Source organism: Siccirubricoccus phaeus, assembly GCF_008360935.1.
GTDB classification, from domain to species: Bacteria; Pseudomonadota; Alphaproteobacteria; order Acetobacterales; family Acetobacteraceae; genus Siccirubricoccus; species Siccirubricoccus phaeus.
Window position 1 is genome coordinate 292147 of the sequence record NZ_SRXO01000005.1, and the last position, 16156, is coordinate 308302.

General features: G+C 71.3%; 12 protein-coding genes. 6 read left to right on the forward strand and 6 right to left on the reverse strand.

What is annotated here, in order from left to right; genetic code table 11:
- Positions 1–32: 32 nt before the first annotated feature.
- Complete coding sequence (locus E5N76_RS09700) at positions 33–1193, forward strand: MFS transporter (RefSeq protein WP_149537087.1); 1161 nt, start codon at positions 33–35, stop codon at positions 1191–1193.
- Positions 1194–1349: 156 nt separating this feature from the next.
- On the opposite strand, the gene recJ is transcribed toward E5N76_RS09700, so the two are convergent.
- From recJ to E5N76_RS09725, 5 genes are all read right to left on the reverse strand, one after another.
- Positions 1350–3035 (reverse strand): single-stranded-DNA-specific exonuclease RecJ, encoded by a 1686-nt coding sequence (gene recJ / locus E5N76_RS09705; protein WP_149537174.1) that lies wholly within the window; start codon positions 3033–3035, stop codon positions 1350–1352.
- 82 nt (positions 3036–3117) lie between these two features.
- On the reverse strand, positions 3118–4113 hold the full coding sequence (gene glpX, locus E5N76_RS09710; protein ID WP_149537088.1) for a class II fructose-bisphosphatase: 996 nt from the start codon (positions 4111–4113) through the stop codon (positions 3118–3120).
- Positions 4114–4520: 407 nt separating this feature from the next.
- Entirely contained in the window at positions 4521–5813 is a 1293-nt protein-coding gene (locus tag E5N76_RS09715) for a homoserine dehydrogenase (protein WP_149537089.1), read from the reverse strand.
- Positions 5810–7030 (reverse strand): LL-diaminopimelate aminotransferase, encoded by a 1221-nt coding sequence (locus E5N76_RS09720; protein ID WP_149537090.1) that lies wholly within the window; start codon positions 7028–7030, stop codon positions 5810–5812. Before E5N76_RS09720 ends, E5N76_RS09715 begins: the two co-directional genes overlap by 4 nt.
- A gap of 77 nt (positions 7031–7107) precedes the next feature.
- Entirely contained in the window at positions 7108–7725 is a 618-nt protein-coding gene (locus tag E5N76_RS09725) for a hypothetical protein (protein ID WP_149537091.1), read from the reverse strand.
- 85 nt (positions 7726–7810) lie between these two features.
- On the opposite strand from E5N76_RS09725, the gene E5N76_RS09730 reads away from it, so the two are divergent.
- The 4 genes from E5N76_RS09730 (at position 7811) to guaB (ending at position 13537) form a co-directional block, all read left to right on the forward strand.
- Positions 7811–9625 (forward strand): PHA/PHB synthase family protein, encoded by a 1815-nt coding sequence (locus E5N76_RS09730; protein ID WP_149537092.1) that lies wholly within the window; start codon positions 7811–7813, stop codon positions 9623–9625.
- A 155-nt stretch (positions 9626–9780) separates the two neighbouring features.
- Positions 9781–10173, forward strand: a complete 393-nt coding sequence (locus tag E5N76_RS09735) for a RidA family protein (RefSeq protein WP_149537093.1) — start codon at positions 9781–9783, stop codon at positions 10171–10173.
- Positions 10174–10216: 43 nt separating this feature from the next.
- Positions 10217–11506 carry an amidase gene (locus E5N76_RS09740; protein ID WP_149537094.1) on the forward strand — a complete coding sequence of 430 codons (1290 nt, stop codon included), beginning with the start codon at positions 10217–10219 and terminating at the stop codon, positions 11504–11506.
- A 501-nt stretch (positions 11507–12007) separates the two neighbouring features.
- Positions 12008–13537: an IMP dehydrogenase gene (guaB, locus tag E5N76_RS09745; RefSeq protein WP_149537095.1), complete on the forward strand. Its 1530-nt coding sequence runs from the start codon at positions 12008–12010 to the stop codon at positions 13535–13537.
- A 283-nt stretch (positions 13538–13820) separates the two neighbouring features.
- Here the strand turns inward: guaB and E5N76_RS09750 are convergent, their stop codons facing one another.
- Entirely contained in the window at positions 13821–14999 is a 1179-nt protein-coding gene (locus tag E5N76_RS09750; RefSeq protein ID WP_149537096.1) for a DUF3734 domain-containing protein, read from the reverse strand.
- Positions 15000–15251: 252 nt separating this feature from the next.
- Here E5N76_RS09750 and E5N76_RS09755 point away from each other — a divergent pair, with 252 nt between their 5' ends.
- Positions 15252–16124, forward strand: coding sequence for an SDR family oxidoreductase (locus tag E5N76_RS09755; protein WP_149537097.1), 873 nt, complete (start codon positions 15252–15254; stop codon positions 16122–16124).
- Positions 16125–16156 lie beyond the last annotated feature (32 nt).

Consider the following 16156-nt stretch of genomic DNA (forward strand, 5'->3'; position numbering starts at 1 on the left):
ATGGCCGGGGCCCCATCCCTGGAGCCATTCCCATGCCTCCCGCCCTCTTCGCGCTCACCGCCGGTGCCTTCGGCATCGGCGTCACCGAATTCGTCATCATGGGCCTGCTGATCGAGATCGGGGCCGATCTGCGCATCACCATCGCCACCGCCGGCACGCTGATCTCGGGCTATGCGCTCGGCGTCGTGGTCGGCGCGCCGCTCATCACCGCGGCCACCTCGCGCTTCTCCCGCCGCGACGTGCTGCTGGGGCTGATGCTGGTCTTCACCCTGGGCAACCTGGCCTGTGCCCTGGCGCCCTCCTATGGCTGGCTGCTGGCGGCGCGGGTGCTGACGGCCTTCGCCCATGGCACCTTCTTCGGCGTCGGCTCGGTGGTCGCGGCCGGGCTGGTGGCGCCGGACCGGCGGGCTTCCGCCATCGCCATCATGTTCACCGGGCTGACCCTGGCCAACATCCTCGGCGTGCCCTTCGGCACCTGGCTGGGCCAGACCCAGGGCTGGCGCGCCACCTTCTGGGCGGTGACGGCGATCGGCCTGGCGGTGCTGCCGGTGATCGCCCTGCTGGTGCCGCGGGACCGGCCGGCGCCCGACGCCGGCGAGTGGCGGCGGGATCTGGAGGTGATGCGCCGCCTGCCCGTGCTGCTGGGCTTCCTGACGACCGTGCTGGGCTTCGCCGGCGTCTTCGCGGTGTTCACCTACATCGCGCCGCTGCTGACGCGGGTGAGCGGGCTGCCGGACGCGGCCGTCTCCCCGGTGCTGCTGGTATTCGGCGGCGGGCTGGTGGTGGGGAACCTGCTGGGCGGGAAGCTGGCGGATCGCGGGCTGATGCCGGCGCTGCTCGGCACGCTGGCGGCGCTGGCGGCGGTGCTGCTGGCCATGGCGGTGGCGCTGCCCCATGCGGTGACGGCGGTGGCGGCGGTGTTCCTGCTGGGGGCGGCCGGCTTCGCCACGGTGCCGCCGCTGCAGAGCTGGGTGCTGCAGCAGGCTTCCGGCGCCGGGCAGAGCCTGGCGGCGAGCTTCAACATAGCGGCCTTCAACCTGGGCAACGCGCTGGGCGCCTGGCTGGGGGGCGTGACCATCGAGCACGGGCCGGGGCTGGCGGCGCTGCCGCTGGTGGCGGCGGTGCTGCCGCTCTCCGCGCTGGGGCTGGCGTGGCTGGGGCGCGAGGCGGCGAGGCGCCAGGCGGTGGCTTGAGGAGGGCTCTGCCCTCCTCAAACTCCTCCCGCCAAAGGCCGAAGGGCCTTTGGAAACCTTGAGTTTGGCGCCTCGACCGTCGGGTCCAGACTCATGGGTTCAAAGGGCCCTTCGGCCCTTTGCGGGATGGAGTTTGAGGAAGGGCAGAGCCCTTCCTCAAATTGCTGCCGCATCCACTACATGCAGGCAGGCGGACACATCTTCGTTCCACCTCTCCGCCCGCAACTGCCCCGCCAGATGGATGGGCTGCCCGCTCCGCGCCAGCAGCGCCTCCGCCAGCGGCCCCTCCTTCGCCCGGAAGCAGATGGCCTTCAGCCTGCCGCCATCCTCGCCTTCCAGGAAGGCGCGCACCGTCGCCCCTTCCTTTCCCACCCGGTCCGCCCGCACCACCCGCGTGCGCGGCAGGGCGAAGACCGGCTCCTCATTCCCCGCCCCGAAGGGCGCCAGCCTTTCCACCTGCCGCGCCAGGCCGGCCGTGGCGGAGAGCACCGTCATGCTCCCCTCCACCACCAGGTCCGCGGCGCCGGGCAGGGCGGTGGCGGCCGCCAGCCGTTCCGCCAGGAAGGCATGCACTGCCTCCCGCCGCTCCACCGGGAAGCTGAAGCCGGCGGCCATGGCGTGGCCGCCCCCCGTCTCCAGCAGCCCGGCCTGCCGCGCTGCGATCACCGCCGTGCCGAGATCCAGCCCCGGCACCGACCGCCCGGACCCCTTGGCGAAGCCGGAGGCCACCCCCGCGACGCAGGCCGGGCGGTTGAACTTCTCCTTCACCCGCCCGGCAACAATCCCGACCACGCCCGGATGCCAGCCCTCGCCGCAGACCAGCAGCACCGGCATGCCGGCGGTGGCCTGCGCCTCGGCGGCGGCGAAGGCGGCGCCCAGCACCTCGGCTTCCACCTCCTGCCGCCTTTTGTTCACCGCATCCAGCCGCTCCGCCATGGCGCGCGCCTCGATTGGGTCCTCGCAGAGCAGCAGGCGCAGGCCGAGATCGGGTTCGTCGATCCGCCCCGCCGCATTGATGCGCGGGCCGAGCACGAAGCCGAGGGAATGCGCCGTCGGCACGTCCCGCACCTGGCCGATCTCCAGCAGCGCGGCGATGCCCGGCCGGCCGCGCCGCGCCATCACCTTCAGCCCCTGCGCCACCAGCGCGCGGTTGAGCCCGCTGAGCGGCATCACGTCGCAGACCGTGGCGAGGGCGACGAGGTCGAGCAGATCGAGCAGCGGCGGCTCGCCGGATCGCGCGAAATGCCCGCCCCGCCGCAGCGTGCGATGCACCGCGACCAGGGTGAGGAAAGCCACCGCCGCGGCGCAGAGATGCCGGAGGCCGGAGGTGCAATCCAGCCGGTTCGGGTTCACCACCGCGGCGACGGGCGGCACCGCGCCTTCCGCCTTGTGGTGGTCCAGCACCACCACATCGGCATGGCCTTTGGCTTCCGCCAGCGCCGCGGCGGCGGCGATGCCGCAATCGACGCAGACGATGAGCGTCGCGCCGCGTTCGCAGAGAGCACGGATGGCGGCGGGGTTGGGGCCGTAGCCCTCCTTCAGCCGGTCCGGCACGTAATGCGAAACCGGGCAGCCCAGCCGCCGCAGCGCATGCACCATCAGCGCGCCGGCGGAGGCGCCGTCCACGTCGTAATCGCCGAAGACCGCGACGCTTTCGCCCTGGCGCACCGCGCTCGCCAGCCGCTCCGCCGCCGCATCCATGTCGCGCAGCAGGGAGGGGTCCGGCAGCAAGGCGCGCAGGGTGGGTTCCAGGTAATCCCCCACCGCCTCCAGCGCCACGCCGCGCGCGGCGAGCAGCCGCCCCAGCAGCTCCGGCAGCTCCGCCCGCTGGGCGATGGCCATGCCGGTGCGGGCATCGCCCTCCCGCCACACCCAGCGGCGGCCGGTGGCGCTGCGGGCGACGCCGAGCGCCGCCGCGCCTGGCTCAGGCAACGAAGGCCGCCGGCTTCAGGGCGAAATTATGATAGCCTTCGACATAGCGCACCGTGCCGGACTTGCTGCGCATGACGATGGAATGGGTGACGGCACCGCTGGCGGTGCGGCGCACGCCGCGCAGCATGGCGCCGGTGGTCACGCCCGTCGCGGCGAACATGACGTTGCCCGCCGCCATCTCCTCCACCCGGTATTTCCGCTTCGGGTCGGCGATGCCCATTTCCCTAGCGCGGGCGATCTGCTCGTCATTCTCGAACAGCAGGCGGCCCTGGAGCTGGCCGCCGATGCAGCGCAGCGCAGCCGCCGCCAGCACCCCCTCCGGCGCGCCGCCGGAGCCCATATAGATGTCGATCCCGGCCTCGGGCTGGGAGACGGCGATGACGCCGGAGACATCGCCATCGCCCAGCAGGGTGATGCGGGCGCCGGCGGCGCGGCAGGCCCTGATCATCTCCTTGTGCCGGTCGCGGTCCAGCGTGCAGACCATGAGGTCGGAGATGTCGCACTTCTTCGCCTTGGCGAGCTCGCGGAGGTTCTGCTCCACCGGCGCGTCGAGATCGACGATGCCGTCCGGCAGGCCGGGGCCGACCGCCAGCTTGTCCATGTAGATGTCCGGCGCGTGCAGGAAGCAGCCGCGCTCGGCCAGCGCGACGGTGGCGATGGCGTTGTTGCCGCCCTTGGCGGTGATGGAGGTGCCTTCCAGCGGGTCCACGGCGATGTCCACGGACGGGCCGCCGAGGCCGATCTGCTCGCCGATATAGAGCATCGGCGCCTCGTCCATCTCGCCCTCGCCGATGACGACGGTGCCGGAGATGGCGACGGTGTCGAAGGCCTTGCGCATGGCGTCGACGGCCGCGCCGTCGGCGGCGTTCTTGTCGCCGCGGCCGATCCAGCGGGCGGCGGCGATGGCGGCCGCCTCGGTCACCCGGACCAGTTCGAGCGCCAGGTTGCGGTCAACCACCAGCCCGGCGGCGGGATCGTACTCGGCCATGCGAAGTCCCCCATTGTTCGGCCGGGAGCATAGCCCGGGGTTTGGCGGGGGGGAATTGCGGGAAGAGGCACGGTCCCGGGAGTTCGGGGTGGCCCGGGGCTGGCGTGGCGCGGCCTGGCAACCCGGCACGGCCGGGGAGATGGCGTGGCGTGAAGCGAGGCGGGCTCCGTGCGCGCTCGATACCGTCGGGCGATCTCTCGCGAGAGCCATGGGGCCTGTGGCGTGTCGAGGACTTCGCCGCGCAAAGCGCGGTGCCGCTTCGCGGCATCCTTGACACGCCACAGGCCCCATGGCCCAGGGCAATGGTTGCCTTCTACGGTGTCGAAGGCACTCCGAGTGCCTTCGCTGGCGAAGGGCTGGACCGCCCCACCCTGGCCCCTCCCTGCCGGCGGGGAGGGCGGTGGCCGCTACAGCGGTTCGATGCGGATGAGGGCCGGGGTTTCCAGCACGGTCTCCAGCGCGGCGATGCGGGCGATGGCGGCGCGCATCTGCGATTCCTCGCATTCATGCGTGGTCAGCACCACCGGCACCGCCTCGCCCGGCGCCCTGCCGCGCTGCAGCATGGATTCCAGGCTGATCGCCTGGTCGCGGAGGATGCCGGTGACGTCGGCGATCACGCCCGGCCGGTCCAGCACCATCAGCCGCAGGTAATAGGCGCCGCGATGCCGCTCCATGGGTTCGGCCGGCACGCTCTCCAGCGCCCCGCTGGCCGCGCCCCAGACCGGGGTGTGGCGGCCGCGCGCCAGGTCGATCAGATCGGCGACCACCGCGCTCGCCGTCGGGCCCGCGCCCGCGCCGCGGCCTTCCAGCATTACCCGCCCGACGAAATCCCCCTCCGCCACCACCGCGTTGAACACGCCATCCACCCGCGCGATGGGCGCCGCCGCCGGCACCATGCAGGGATGCACGCGGGTGGAGATGCCGCCCGGCGTCCGCGCCGCAATGCCCAGCAGCTTGATGCGGTAGCCCAGCTCGCCGGCCAGGGCGATGTCGAGGGCGGTGATGTTGCGGATGCCCTCGACATGCACCGCGCCGAAATCCACCGGCCGGCCGAAGGCGAGCGCTGCCAGGATGGCCAGCTTGTGCGCCGCGTCGATGCCGTCGATGTCGAAGGCCGGGTCGGCCTCGGCATAGCCGAGCTTCTGCGCCTCGGCCAGCACCTCGGCGAATTCCCGGCCCTGCTCCCGCATCACCGTCAGGATGTAGTTGCAGGTGCCGTTCAGGATGCCGGCGACGCGGGAAAGCCGGTTCGCCGCCAGGCCCTCCCGCACCCCCTTGATGGCCGGGATGCCGCCCGCCACCGCCGCCTCGAAGGCGAGCAGGACATTACGCGCCTCGGCCTTCTCCGCCAGCGCCGCGCCATGCACGGCGAGCAGCGCCTTGTTCGCCGTCACCACCGGCTTGCCGGCGGCAATGGCGGCGTCCACCAGCGCCCGCGCCGGCCCCTCGCTGCCGCCGATCAGCTCCACCACCACATCGGTGCCGGGATCGGCGGCCAGCGCCACCGGGTCGTCATACCAGCGCAGCGCCTCCAGGCTGATGCCGCGGTCGCGCGTGCGGTCCCGGGCGGAGACGGCGCCGACGATGATCGGCCGCCCGGCCCGCGCCGCGATCAGCCCGGCATTCGCCTCCAGCAGCTTCAGGACGCCGGCGCCGACCGTGCCGAGGCCGGCGACCGCGATGGCGAGGGGTTTGCTCATAGGACAGCCGATTCCTTCTCCGGCTCCACCGGACCGAGATTGTCACCCTGCAGGAAGGCGCGGATGCCGCGCAGCGCCTGACGGATGCGGTGGTTGTTCTCGACCAGGGCGATGCGGACATGGCCATCGCCATGCTCGCCGAAGCCTAGGCCCGGTGCCACCGCCACCTTGGCCCGCGCCAGCAGCAGCTTGCTGAATTCCACGCTGCCGAGATGCCGGAACTTCTCCGGAATCGGCGCCCAGACGAACATCGAGCCATCGGGGGAAGGCGCCTGCCACCCCGCCGCCGCCAGCCCCTTCACCAGCAGATCCCGCCGCTCCCGGTACAGGCTGCGCATCTCGGCGACCATGTCCTGCGGCCCGTTCAGCGCCGCCGTCGCCGCCACCTGGATGGGGGTGAAGGCGCCATAGTCGAGATAGGATTTCACCCGCGCCAGGGCCGCGATCAGCCGGGGATTGCCGGCGGCGAAGCCCATGCGCCAGCCCGGCATGTTGTAGGTCTTGGACATGGAGGTGAATTCCACCGTGATGTCCTTCGCCCCCGGCACCTCCAGCACCGAAGGCGGCGGCACATTGCCGAAATACAGCTCGGCATAGGCGAGGTCGGAGAGGATGAAGAGCTCATGCCGCCGGCAGAGCGCCACCAGGTCCCGGTAGAACTCCAGCGAGGCGAGATGCGCCGTCGGGTTCGAGGGGAAGTTCACGATGACGGCGGTGGGCTTCGGCACGGAATGCCTGACGGCGCGGTCGATCGCCGCCAGCATCTCGTCATCCGGCGTGCAGGGCAGGCTGCGGACGGAGGCGCCGGCGATGATGAAGCCGAATTGGTGGATGGGGTAGGAGGGGTTGGGCACCAGGATGGTGTCGCCCGGGGAGGAGATGGCCTGCGCCAGATTCGCCAGCCCTTCCTTGCTGCCGAGCGTCGCCACCACCTCCGTCTCCGGGTCCAGCTTCACCCCGAAGCGGCGGGCATAATAGCCGGCGAGCGCCTTGCGCAGCCCGGGGATGCCCTTGGAGGTGGAGTAGCGATGGGTTCGCGGGTCCTGCACCGCCTCGATCAGCTTGGCGACGATATGCGGGGGCGTCGGGCTGTCCGGATTGCCCATGCCGAGGTCCACGATGTCCTCTGCCGCGGCGCGCGCCTTGGCCTTGGCCGCGTTCACCTCGGCGAAGACATAGGGCGGCAGGCGGCGGATGCGGTGGAATTCCTCGGTCATCGGATGGTCCAGTGCGTTTCCGTAAAGATTGCCCCGGCGACGGGTCGTGCCGGGGACGGCCCCTATAACCGAGGGGCTTACCGGTTGCGAGGCGCCGGCGCGAGAAGTTCGGCGGGCGGCGGGGCCGGCGCCTCCTCCGGCATCTCCGGCAGGGCAGGGATCGGGGCCGGCACCAGGCCGCGCGGCGGCGGGGGCGGCGCGCCGGGCCCGGGCGGGGCGGCAGGGGGCGCCGGCACCGCGGCCTGGGGCGGCTGGTCCGGCCGCGTCGGCCGGGGCGGCGCCGGCGCGGCGTCCCAGGGGATATTCGGTGCATTGGCCAGGCGCGGCGGCGCGGGCGGCGCGCCGGGAATGCCCGGCTCCCCCGGTGCCGCCTGGCCCGGCGGGGCTGGCGTGGTCCGCAGCGCGATGGGGCTGCGGGAGGCGGCGCGCTGCTCCTCCAGCGCCGCGGTCAGCGCCGCCCGGGTCTCCGGCGAGGGCCGCTCCGGCCGCGGCGGCACGGTGGCGAGGTTGGGCGTGGGCTCGTCCAGCCCCGGCGGCGGCAGCCTGCCCTCATCCTCGGCGCCGGAGACCCGGCGCCAGATCACCACGGGATTGACCTCCTTCGGCACCTCGCAGGCGCCGAGCAGCAGCAGCAGCAGCCCGCACCCTGCCTGCCTCGCCTTGCCGCCCATGCCTGCCCGATCCGCTGCTGCCATGCAGCATGTGTACCGCGCCGCAGCGGCGCAAATAAGGGGTTGCCGCAGGGTGGAGATGCCCCGCCGCACCCGCTAGATTACGGGCATGGCCGAAGACAAGACCCCCGAAGGCCCGGCTTTCCGGTTGCCCGACCCCGCCATCGTCACCCGAACCATGGCGGAGGTGGCGGAGCGGGGGCAGCGCATCGTCACCGATTTCCTCAAGCGCCAGTCGGATTCCGCGACGACGCCGGACCCGCTGAACATCGGCGGCGCCTTCCTCGAGATGACGACGCGGCTGATGGCCAACCCCGCCCAGCTCGTCCAGGCCCAGCTCGGCTTCTGGCAGGATTATCTGACGCTCTGGCAGAACACCGCGCGGCGCATGCTGGGCGACGAGGCCCGGCCGGTGATCGCCGAGGACCCGCGCGACCGCCGCTTCAAGGACGAGGCCTGGCGGGAGAACGAGGTCTTCGACTTCATCAAGCAATCCTACCTGCTCTCCGCCCGCTACTTCCAGACCGTGGTCGGCGGGGTGGAGGGGCTGGACCAGAAGACGGCGCAGAAGGTGGATTTCTACACGCGGCAATTCGTCGATGCGATGAGCCCGTCCAACTTCCTGCTGACCAACCCGGAAGTGCTGCGCCGCACCGCCGAGACGGGAGGCGAGAACCTGCTGAAGGGGCTTTCCCACCTGCTGGCGGATCTGGAGCGCGGCAAGGGCAAGCTGCGCATCCGCATGACGGATGACAGCAAATTCCGCGTCGGCGAGAACATCGCCGTCACCCCGGGCAAGGTGGTGTACCAGAACGACCTGATGCAGCTCATCCAGTACGCCCCGACGACGCAGGCGGTGCTGAAGCGGCCGCTGGTGATCTTCCCGCCCTGGATCAACAAATTCTACATCCTCGACCTGCGGCCGAAGAACAGCTTCGTGCGCTGGGCGGTGGAGCAGGGGCATACCGTCTTCGTCGTCTCCTGGGTCAACCCGGATGCCCATCTCGCCGAGAAGGGCTTCGACGACTACATCCGCGAAGGCGTCTTCGCCGCGCTGGACGCCATCGAGCAGGCGACGGGGGAGAAGCAGGTCAACGCCATCGGCTACTGCCTGGGCGGCACGCTGCTGGCGACGACGCTGGCGCATATGGCGGTGAAGCGCGACACGCGCATCAAATCCGCGACCTACTTCGTGACCATGACGGATTTCGAGGAGGCGGGCGAGCTCGGCGTCTTCATCGATGAGGAGCAGCTCAAGGGCCTCGAGGAGAAGATGCAGCAGCGCGGCTATCTGGAGGGGGCGGAAATGGCCACCACCTTCAACATGCTGCGCGCCAACGACCTGATCTGGTCCTTCGTGGTGAACAACTACCTGATGGGGCAGGAGCCCTTCCCCTTCGACCTGCTCTACTGGAACGACGACAGCACCCGCATGCCGGCGAGGATGCACAGCTTCTACCTGCGGCGCATGTACCAGCAGAACGACCTGGTGAAGAAGCCGGGCCAGGCGGGGGCGATCGAGCTGCTGGGGACGAAGATCGACCTCCGCAAGATCAAGGTGCCGAGCTACCTGATCTCGACGCGGGAAGACCATATCGCGCCCTGGAAGAGCACCTACCGCGCGACGCAGCTCTATGCCGGGCCGGTGCGCTTCGTGCTGGCGGCGTCCGGGCATATCGCCGGCATCGTGAACCCGCCGGATTCCGGCAAGTACTCGCATTGGGTGAATGAGCAATTGCCGCCGGACCCGGAGGAGTGGTTCCGCGGCGCCACGGAATTGGCAGGCTCCTGGTGGCCGGACTGGCACCGCTGGGTGACGGCGCTGGGCAAGGAAACCGTGCCGGCGCGCGTGCCGGGGGAAGGCGGGCTGCCGGCGCTGGAAGACGCGCCGGGGAACTACGTCAAGGTCATGGCAACCGACTGACATCGAGGGAGGCTCGTTGCGGCAGCGCCGCAACCCTCGAACTCCCTCCGCCAAAGGCCGAAGGGCCTTTGGGAACTATGAATTTCAGATCCGACAGGTGGCTTCCGCCCCGGCCGTCCCTGGTGCAGCCTGGCCACGCAACCAGGGAGAACACCATGCCGAAGCAGCCCATCGCCTCGGACCGGCTGCCGCCGCCGAGCGGACACTTCCCGGCCGGCATCATCGCCCCGACGGGACGCATGGTGTTCATCTCCGGCATGCTGGCCAAGGATTCCAGCGGGGCGCTGGTCGGCGCCGGCGACATCACCGCCCAGACGCGGCAGGTCTGCGAGAACGTGAAGGCGGCGGTCGAAGCCGCCGGCGGCACGCTGGAGGATATCTGCCGCGTCGATGTCTACATCGCGGACATGCGCCACTTCCCGCAGATCCACGCGGTGCGGCGGGAATACTTCACCGGCACGCCGCCGGCCTCGACCATGGTGGAGGTGACCGGCTTCACCCATCCGGAGGCGCTGATCGAGATCACCGCCATCGCGGTCATCCCCTGATCCGCCCCTTCGCAGCGCAGCAATTCCGGGTCACTCTTTCCAAATGTCCGATCCCGCCGCGCTCCCCGCCGCCGAGGCCGCCCGCCAGATCCAGGCCGGCACCCTCTCCGCCATCGCCCTGACCGAAGCCCTGCTGGACCGCATCGCGGCGCGGGAGCCCGTGGTGCGGGCCTTCATCCACCTCGATCCCGGCCTGGCGCGGCGCCAGGCGGCGGCGGTGGATGCGGCGGTGAAGGCGGGGCGGTCCCTGCCGCTCGCCGGGCTCGGCTTCGGCGTGAAGGACGTGCTGGATACCGCCGACCAGCCCTCGCAATACGGCTCCCCCATCTGGGCCGGGCACCGGCCGCGCAGCGATGCCGCCTGCGTCGCCCTGGCCCGGCGGGCGGGGGCGGTGATCCTCGGCAAGACCGTCACCACGGAATTCGCCACCCGCTTTCCGGGCGCTACCACCAACCCGCACAACTCGGCGCATACGCCGGGCGGCTCCTCCTCCGGCTCCGCCGCCGGGGCCGGGGCGGGCTTCTTCCATGCCGGCTTCGGCACCCAGACGGCCGGCAGCATCATCCGCCCCGCCGCCTATTGCGGCGCCGTCGGCTTCAAGCCGAGCTACGGCACCTTGCACCGCGCCGGCATGAAGGTGATGAGCGAATCGCTCGACACCATCGGCCTCATCACCGGCAGCGTCGCCGACGCCGCCTTCGCCATGGCCGGGCTGACCGGCGGCGATTACGGCCAGCCGGCGGCGAAGCCGGACCGCGCGCCGAAGCTCGGCCTGTGCTGGGGCCCGACCGCTTCGCTGGCGGCGCCCGAGACCCGCGCCGCTATCGAGCGCGTGGCCGCCGCCGCCGCGCAGGCCGGCGCCAGCGTCACGCCGGTGGAGATGCCCCCGGCGGTGGTGGCGGGGCTGGAGGCGCATCAGCTCGTGATGAACGGCGAATCCGCCGAGGCCCTGGCCTGGGAGCTGGAGCATGCCGCCGCCCAGCTCTCCCCGGTGCTGCGGCAGCGGATGGAATGGGGCCGCGACCAGCCCCGCGCCGCGCTGGAGGCCGGCCGCGCCGCCTTCGCCACGGCGCGCGCCGCGCTGGCGGAGGTGATCGCGCCCTTCGACGCCATCCTCACCCCCGCCGCGCCGGGCGAGGCGCCGGAGGGCATCGGCGCCACCGGCGACCCCGCTTTCAACTCGCTTTGGACCCTGCTGCACCTGCCCTGCGTCACCGTGCCGGTCGGCACCGGGCCGAAGGGCTTGCCGCTGGGGGCGCAGCTCGTGGGCGCGATCGGCCAGGACAAGGCGGTGCTGGCCTGGGCCGAATGGGTGCGCCAGGCCGCGGCCTAGAGCGTGATCGGTTGAGGTCGAATCGACCGAAACCGTGAACACGCGACCGAACCATGAGCTAGAGCGGGGCGGTGAGCGCAGCTCAACCGATCCCGCTCTAGAGCGGTTTCACGCTGACTGTGCAGCGCGAAACCGCTCTAGCTTATGGATTGTAGAGCAGCTTCACGCCTCCGGGCGATGCCGCCCTCCGGCGATCTGCTCTAATGCCCCGATTCCGAATCGACCGGAACCGTGGCGGGACGTGTAGGCGAAGCTCGACCGGTCCCGCTCCGGAAGCGGCCGAACGGCCAAAGCGGTGCGCCGGGGGGCGCTGGGGGGCTCCGCGCGCAGCCGCGCAGCGGCTCCCTGGGGGCTGAAAGGCAGCCCCGCTTCCGCCGCAGGCCGGCCCCGCGTGGCGCAATGCTGGACGCCGGTCGCCCCGCCGGGGTAAAGGGCGCTGCCAAGGTCGCGATTCGCGCCGCCTCGGCGGGCGCAGCGCCCGCACGGTGCGAAAGGTCCCCCATGGCCCCCGACTCTCCCTCCGCCGCCGCCCCGCCGGCGGCCCGACGCGCCTTCACCATCGAGGAAGCCTACGCCTTCGACGATGTGCTGCTGGTGCCGGCCTATTCCAGCGTCCTCCCCAACCAGACCGATACGCGCACCAGGCTGACGCGCGAGATCGCCCTGAACATCCCCCTGGTCGCCGCGGCGATGGACACCGTCACCGAGGCCAACATGGCCATCGCCATGGCCCAAGCCGGCGGCATCGGCGTCATCCACAAGAACATGACGCCGGAGGAACAGGCGGCGCAGGTCCGCCGGGTCAAGAAGTTCGAAAGCGGCATGGTGGTGAACCCGGTCACCATCCACCCCGACCAGACCCTGGCCGATGTGCGGGCCCTGCAGGATCAGCACCGCATCAGCGGCATCCCGGTGGTGGAGCGCGGCAAGCCGGGCGAAGGCGCGGGCCGCCTGGTCGGCATCATCACCAACCGCGACGTCCGCTTCGCCACCGACCCCAATACCCGGGTCTATGAGCTGATGACGCGCGACAACCTCGTCACCGCCCATGCCGAGATCACCCCGGATGCCGCCCGCGCCCTGCTGCATCGCCACCGCATCGAGAAGCTGCTGGTGACGGATGAGGCCGGGCGCTGCGTCGGCCTGATCACCGTGAAGGACATGGAGAAGGCCCAGGCCAACCCCAACGCGGTGAAGGATGCGCTCGGGCGGCTGCGCACCGCGGCGGCGACGGGGGTGGGGGAGGACGGGCTCCGGCGCGTCGAGGCGCTGATCGCCGCCGAGGTGGATGTGGTGGTGGTGGACACCGCGCATGGCCATTCCGGCGGCGTGCTGGCGGCGGTCGAGCGCATCAAGCGCATGTCGAACGGCGTGCAGGTCGTCGCCGGCAATGTGGCGACGCCGGAAGCGGTGCTGGCGCTGATCGAGGCCGGCGCCGATGCGGTGAAGGTCGGCATCGGCCCGGGCTCCATCTGCACCACGCGCATCGTGGCGGGCGTCGGCGTGCCGCAGCTCACCGCCGTGCTGGAAAGCGCCGCGGCGGCGCGGGAGAAGGGCGTGCCGGCGATCGCCGATGGCGGCATCCGCACCTCCGGCGACATCGCCAAGGCGATCGCGGCGGGGGCGGATTGCGTGATGATGGGCAGCCTCTTCGCCGGCACGGACGAGGCGCCGGGGGAGGTCTTCCTCTACCAGGGGCGGTCCTACAAATCCTATCGCGGCATGGGCTCGCTGGGCGCCATGGCGCGCGGCAGCGCGGACCGCTACTTCCAGGCGGAGGTGCAGGACACGCTGAAGCTGGTGCCGGAAGGGGTGGAGGGCCGCGTCGGCTACAAGGGGCCGGTGGGCAATGTCATCCACCAGCTGGTCGGCGGGCTGAAGGCGGCGATGGGTTATACCGGCAACGCCACCGTGGCCGAGATGCAGCGCAACGCGCGCTTCCGCCGCATCACCGGCGCCGGGCTGCGGGAGAGCCATGTGCATGACGTGGCGGTGACGCGGGAAGCGCCGAATTACCGGCAGGAAGGGTGATTGTTGCGGGCGGCTCTGCCTCCCTCGAACCCCCTCCGCAAAGGCCCGAAGGCCCCTTGAGTTTCGGACCCGTCGGTCGAAGCGCCAACTCAAGGTTTCCAAAGGCCCTTCGGCCCGGCCCATGGCCGAGATTGGGACGACCTGAAGATCATGCCGGCACTACGGCCGATCGTCGGGCGCACGGCGGCCGAGGCGCGAGCGAAATTCGACGAGATGCAGGCGCTGCTCGATCCCATGGTGGGTTTGGCGGGGAGAGCGCGAGAGGGGCAGAGCCCCTCCCGACCTACCCCGGCGCGTCGAAGTGGACGTCGTGGGTGACGATCCCCGTCGCAGCATCCGGCGGGTCCAGCCACTCCACCTGGCGCAGCGACCGCGTCAGATCGTCCCGTCCCGCCTGCCAGTGGTCCTGCATGGTGTTGGCCGAGAATTCGTAGTCCTTGAAGTCCCGGTCATACTGCGCCCGGCGATAGACAAGCTGCAGCAGGTTCACCCGCGCCGGCTTCACATGCCCGGCGATGCGCCGCGCCTCCTCGGAATTCCGCGCCTCCTCCGGCAGCATGGCCAGCAGCCGGCCCATGTCGCAGCGCAGCGCCTGAAGGCGGCGGTAGATATCCGTCACCAGCCTGGTGCGGCTGGAATAGCGGATATCCTTCGCCCGCTCATCCGCCTCCGGCAGGGTGCGCGGCATCACGCCGCGGCTGCTGAACAGATCCACCTGGAACATCAGGCTGGTCGCCGGCGCGCCCACATCCAGCACATATTGCAGCGGCGTGTTGGAGACGAGGCCGCCATCCCAGTAGAGCTCGCCCTCGATCATCACCGGCGGGAAGCCGGGCGGCAGCGCGCCGCTCGCCATGATGTGCTCCGGCCCGATCCGCCGCTCCCGGTTGTCGAAGTAGATGGTGTTGCCGGTGCGGATATTCACCGCGCCGACGGAAAGCCGCACCGGCCCGCCATTCAGCAGGTCGAAATCCACCAGCTCCTGCAGCGTCTGCCGCAGCGGCTCCGTGTCGTAGACGGAAACGGCGGTCGGGGTGCTGGCGGGGAAGAGATAGGGCAGGGTGCCGCGCGGCCGGAAGAAGCCCGGCTGGCCGGAGAGCAGCGCCGAGGTGGCGGCGGTGAGGTTGGCGAGGTTCCGCGCCGTCTCCAGCGGCGGCAGCCACGGAAAATTCACCCGTGAGGTGACGCGGCGCCAGAATTCCCGCAGCCGCGCCACCCGGTTCTCCGGCGCGTTGCCGGCGATCAGCGCGGCATTGATCGCGCCGATGGAAATCCCGGCGACCCAATCCGGCAGGAAGGGCGTTTCCGCCAGCACCTCATAGACGCCGCCCTGGTAGGAGCCGAGGGCGCCGCCACCCTGCAGCAGCAGCACCACCTCGTCATATTGCGCGCGGGCGCGCTGCCAGGCGGCGGCGCAGGTGGCTTCCGGCGAGGCTCGCCGGGACCCGGTCTCATCCAGCATGCGGCACCCTTCGCGGTGAGGGCAGGGCCCGGCCGGGTAGACCCCCGGGCGGGCATGCGCTGCCCTGGACGATGATGTGGTGCAGGGCAGGGCCCGCCCGGTCGGCGCCGACCGGCCGGGCCCTGCCCTGGCGGGGCGCATCCTGCCCGCTGCGGCCGGGCAAGGCCAGCGCGGCGCGCCGGCACGCAGGCGGAACGCCGCGCAACCGGCCCCGCCGCGGCCCCGTTTCGGACCGGTACGGGAGAGCACGCCATGCCGGACGACGAGAAGACCCCATTTCCGAAGCAGCACCAGGACCGCCAGCCGGGCCTTGAGACGGAGATGCGCCCGCAGCCCCAGGGCCGCATGGAAGCCTGGCGCGGCAGCGGCAAGCTGACCGGCAAGGCGGCGCTCATCAGCGGCGGGGACAGCGGCATCGGCCGCGCCGTGGCGATCGGCTTCGCCAAGGAGGGCGCCGATGTCGTCGTGCTCTACAAGGACGAGACCGAGGATGCCGAGGAGACCCGCCGCCTGGTGGAGGCGACGGGGCGGCGCTGCCGCACCATCCCGGGCGATATCGGCGACCCCGCCTTCTGCCGGGAGGCGGTGGAGGAGGCGCAGCGCTTCCTCGGCGGCCGCATCGACATATTGGTGAACAACGCCGCCGAGCAGCATGTCTGCAAGGATTTCGCCGAGATCCCCGAGGCGCAGGTGGAGCGCACCTTCCGCACCAACATCCTCGGCATGTTCTGGCTGACCAAGGCGGCGCTGAAGCACATGCCGGAAGGCGGGGCGATCATCAATTCCAGCTCCGTCACCGCCTATAAGGGCAGTTCAGGGCTGATCGACTATGCCGCCACCAAGGGCGCGATCCTCGCCTTCACCCGCAGCCTCTCCCAGGCGCTGTACCAGCAGCGGAAGATCCGGGTGAATGCGGTGGCGCCGGGGCCGATCTGGACGCCGCTGATCCCGGCAAGCTTCGACGAGGAGCGCACGGCCTCGCATGGCGAAAGCTCCGGCATGGGGCGGCCGGGCCAGCCGGATGAATGCGCGCCGAGCTACATCTTCCTCGCCGCCGAAAGCGACAGCAGCTACATCAACGGCCAGGTGCTGCACCCGAATGGCGGCACGGTGGTGAACGGGTAGGGCGCATGGCACGGCTTCGCCGGCCGGCCCAG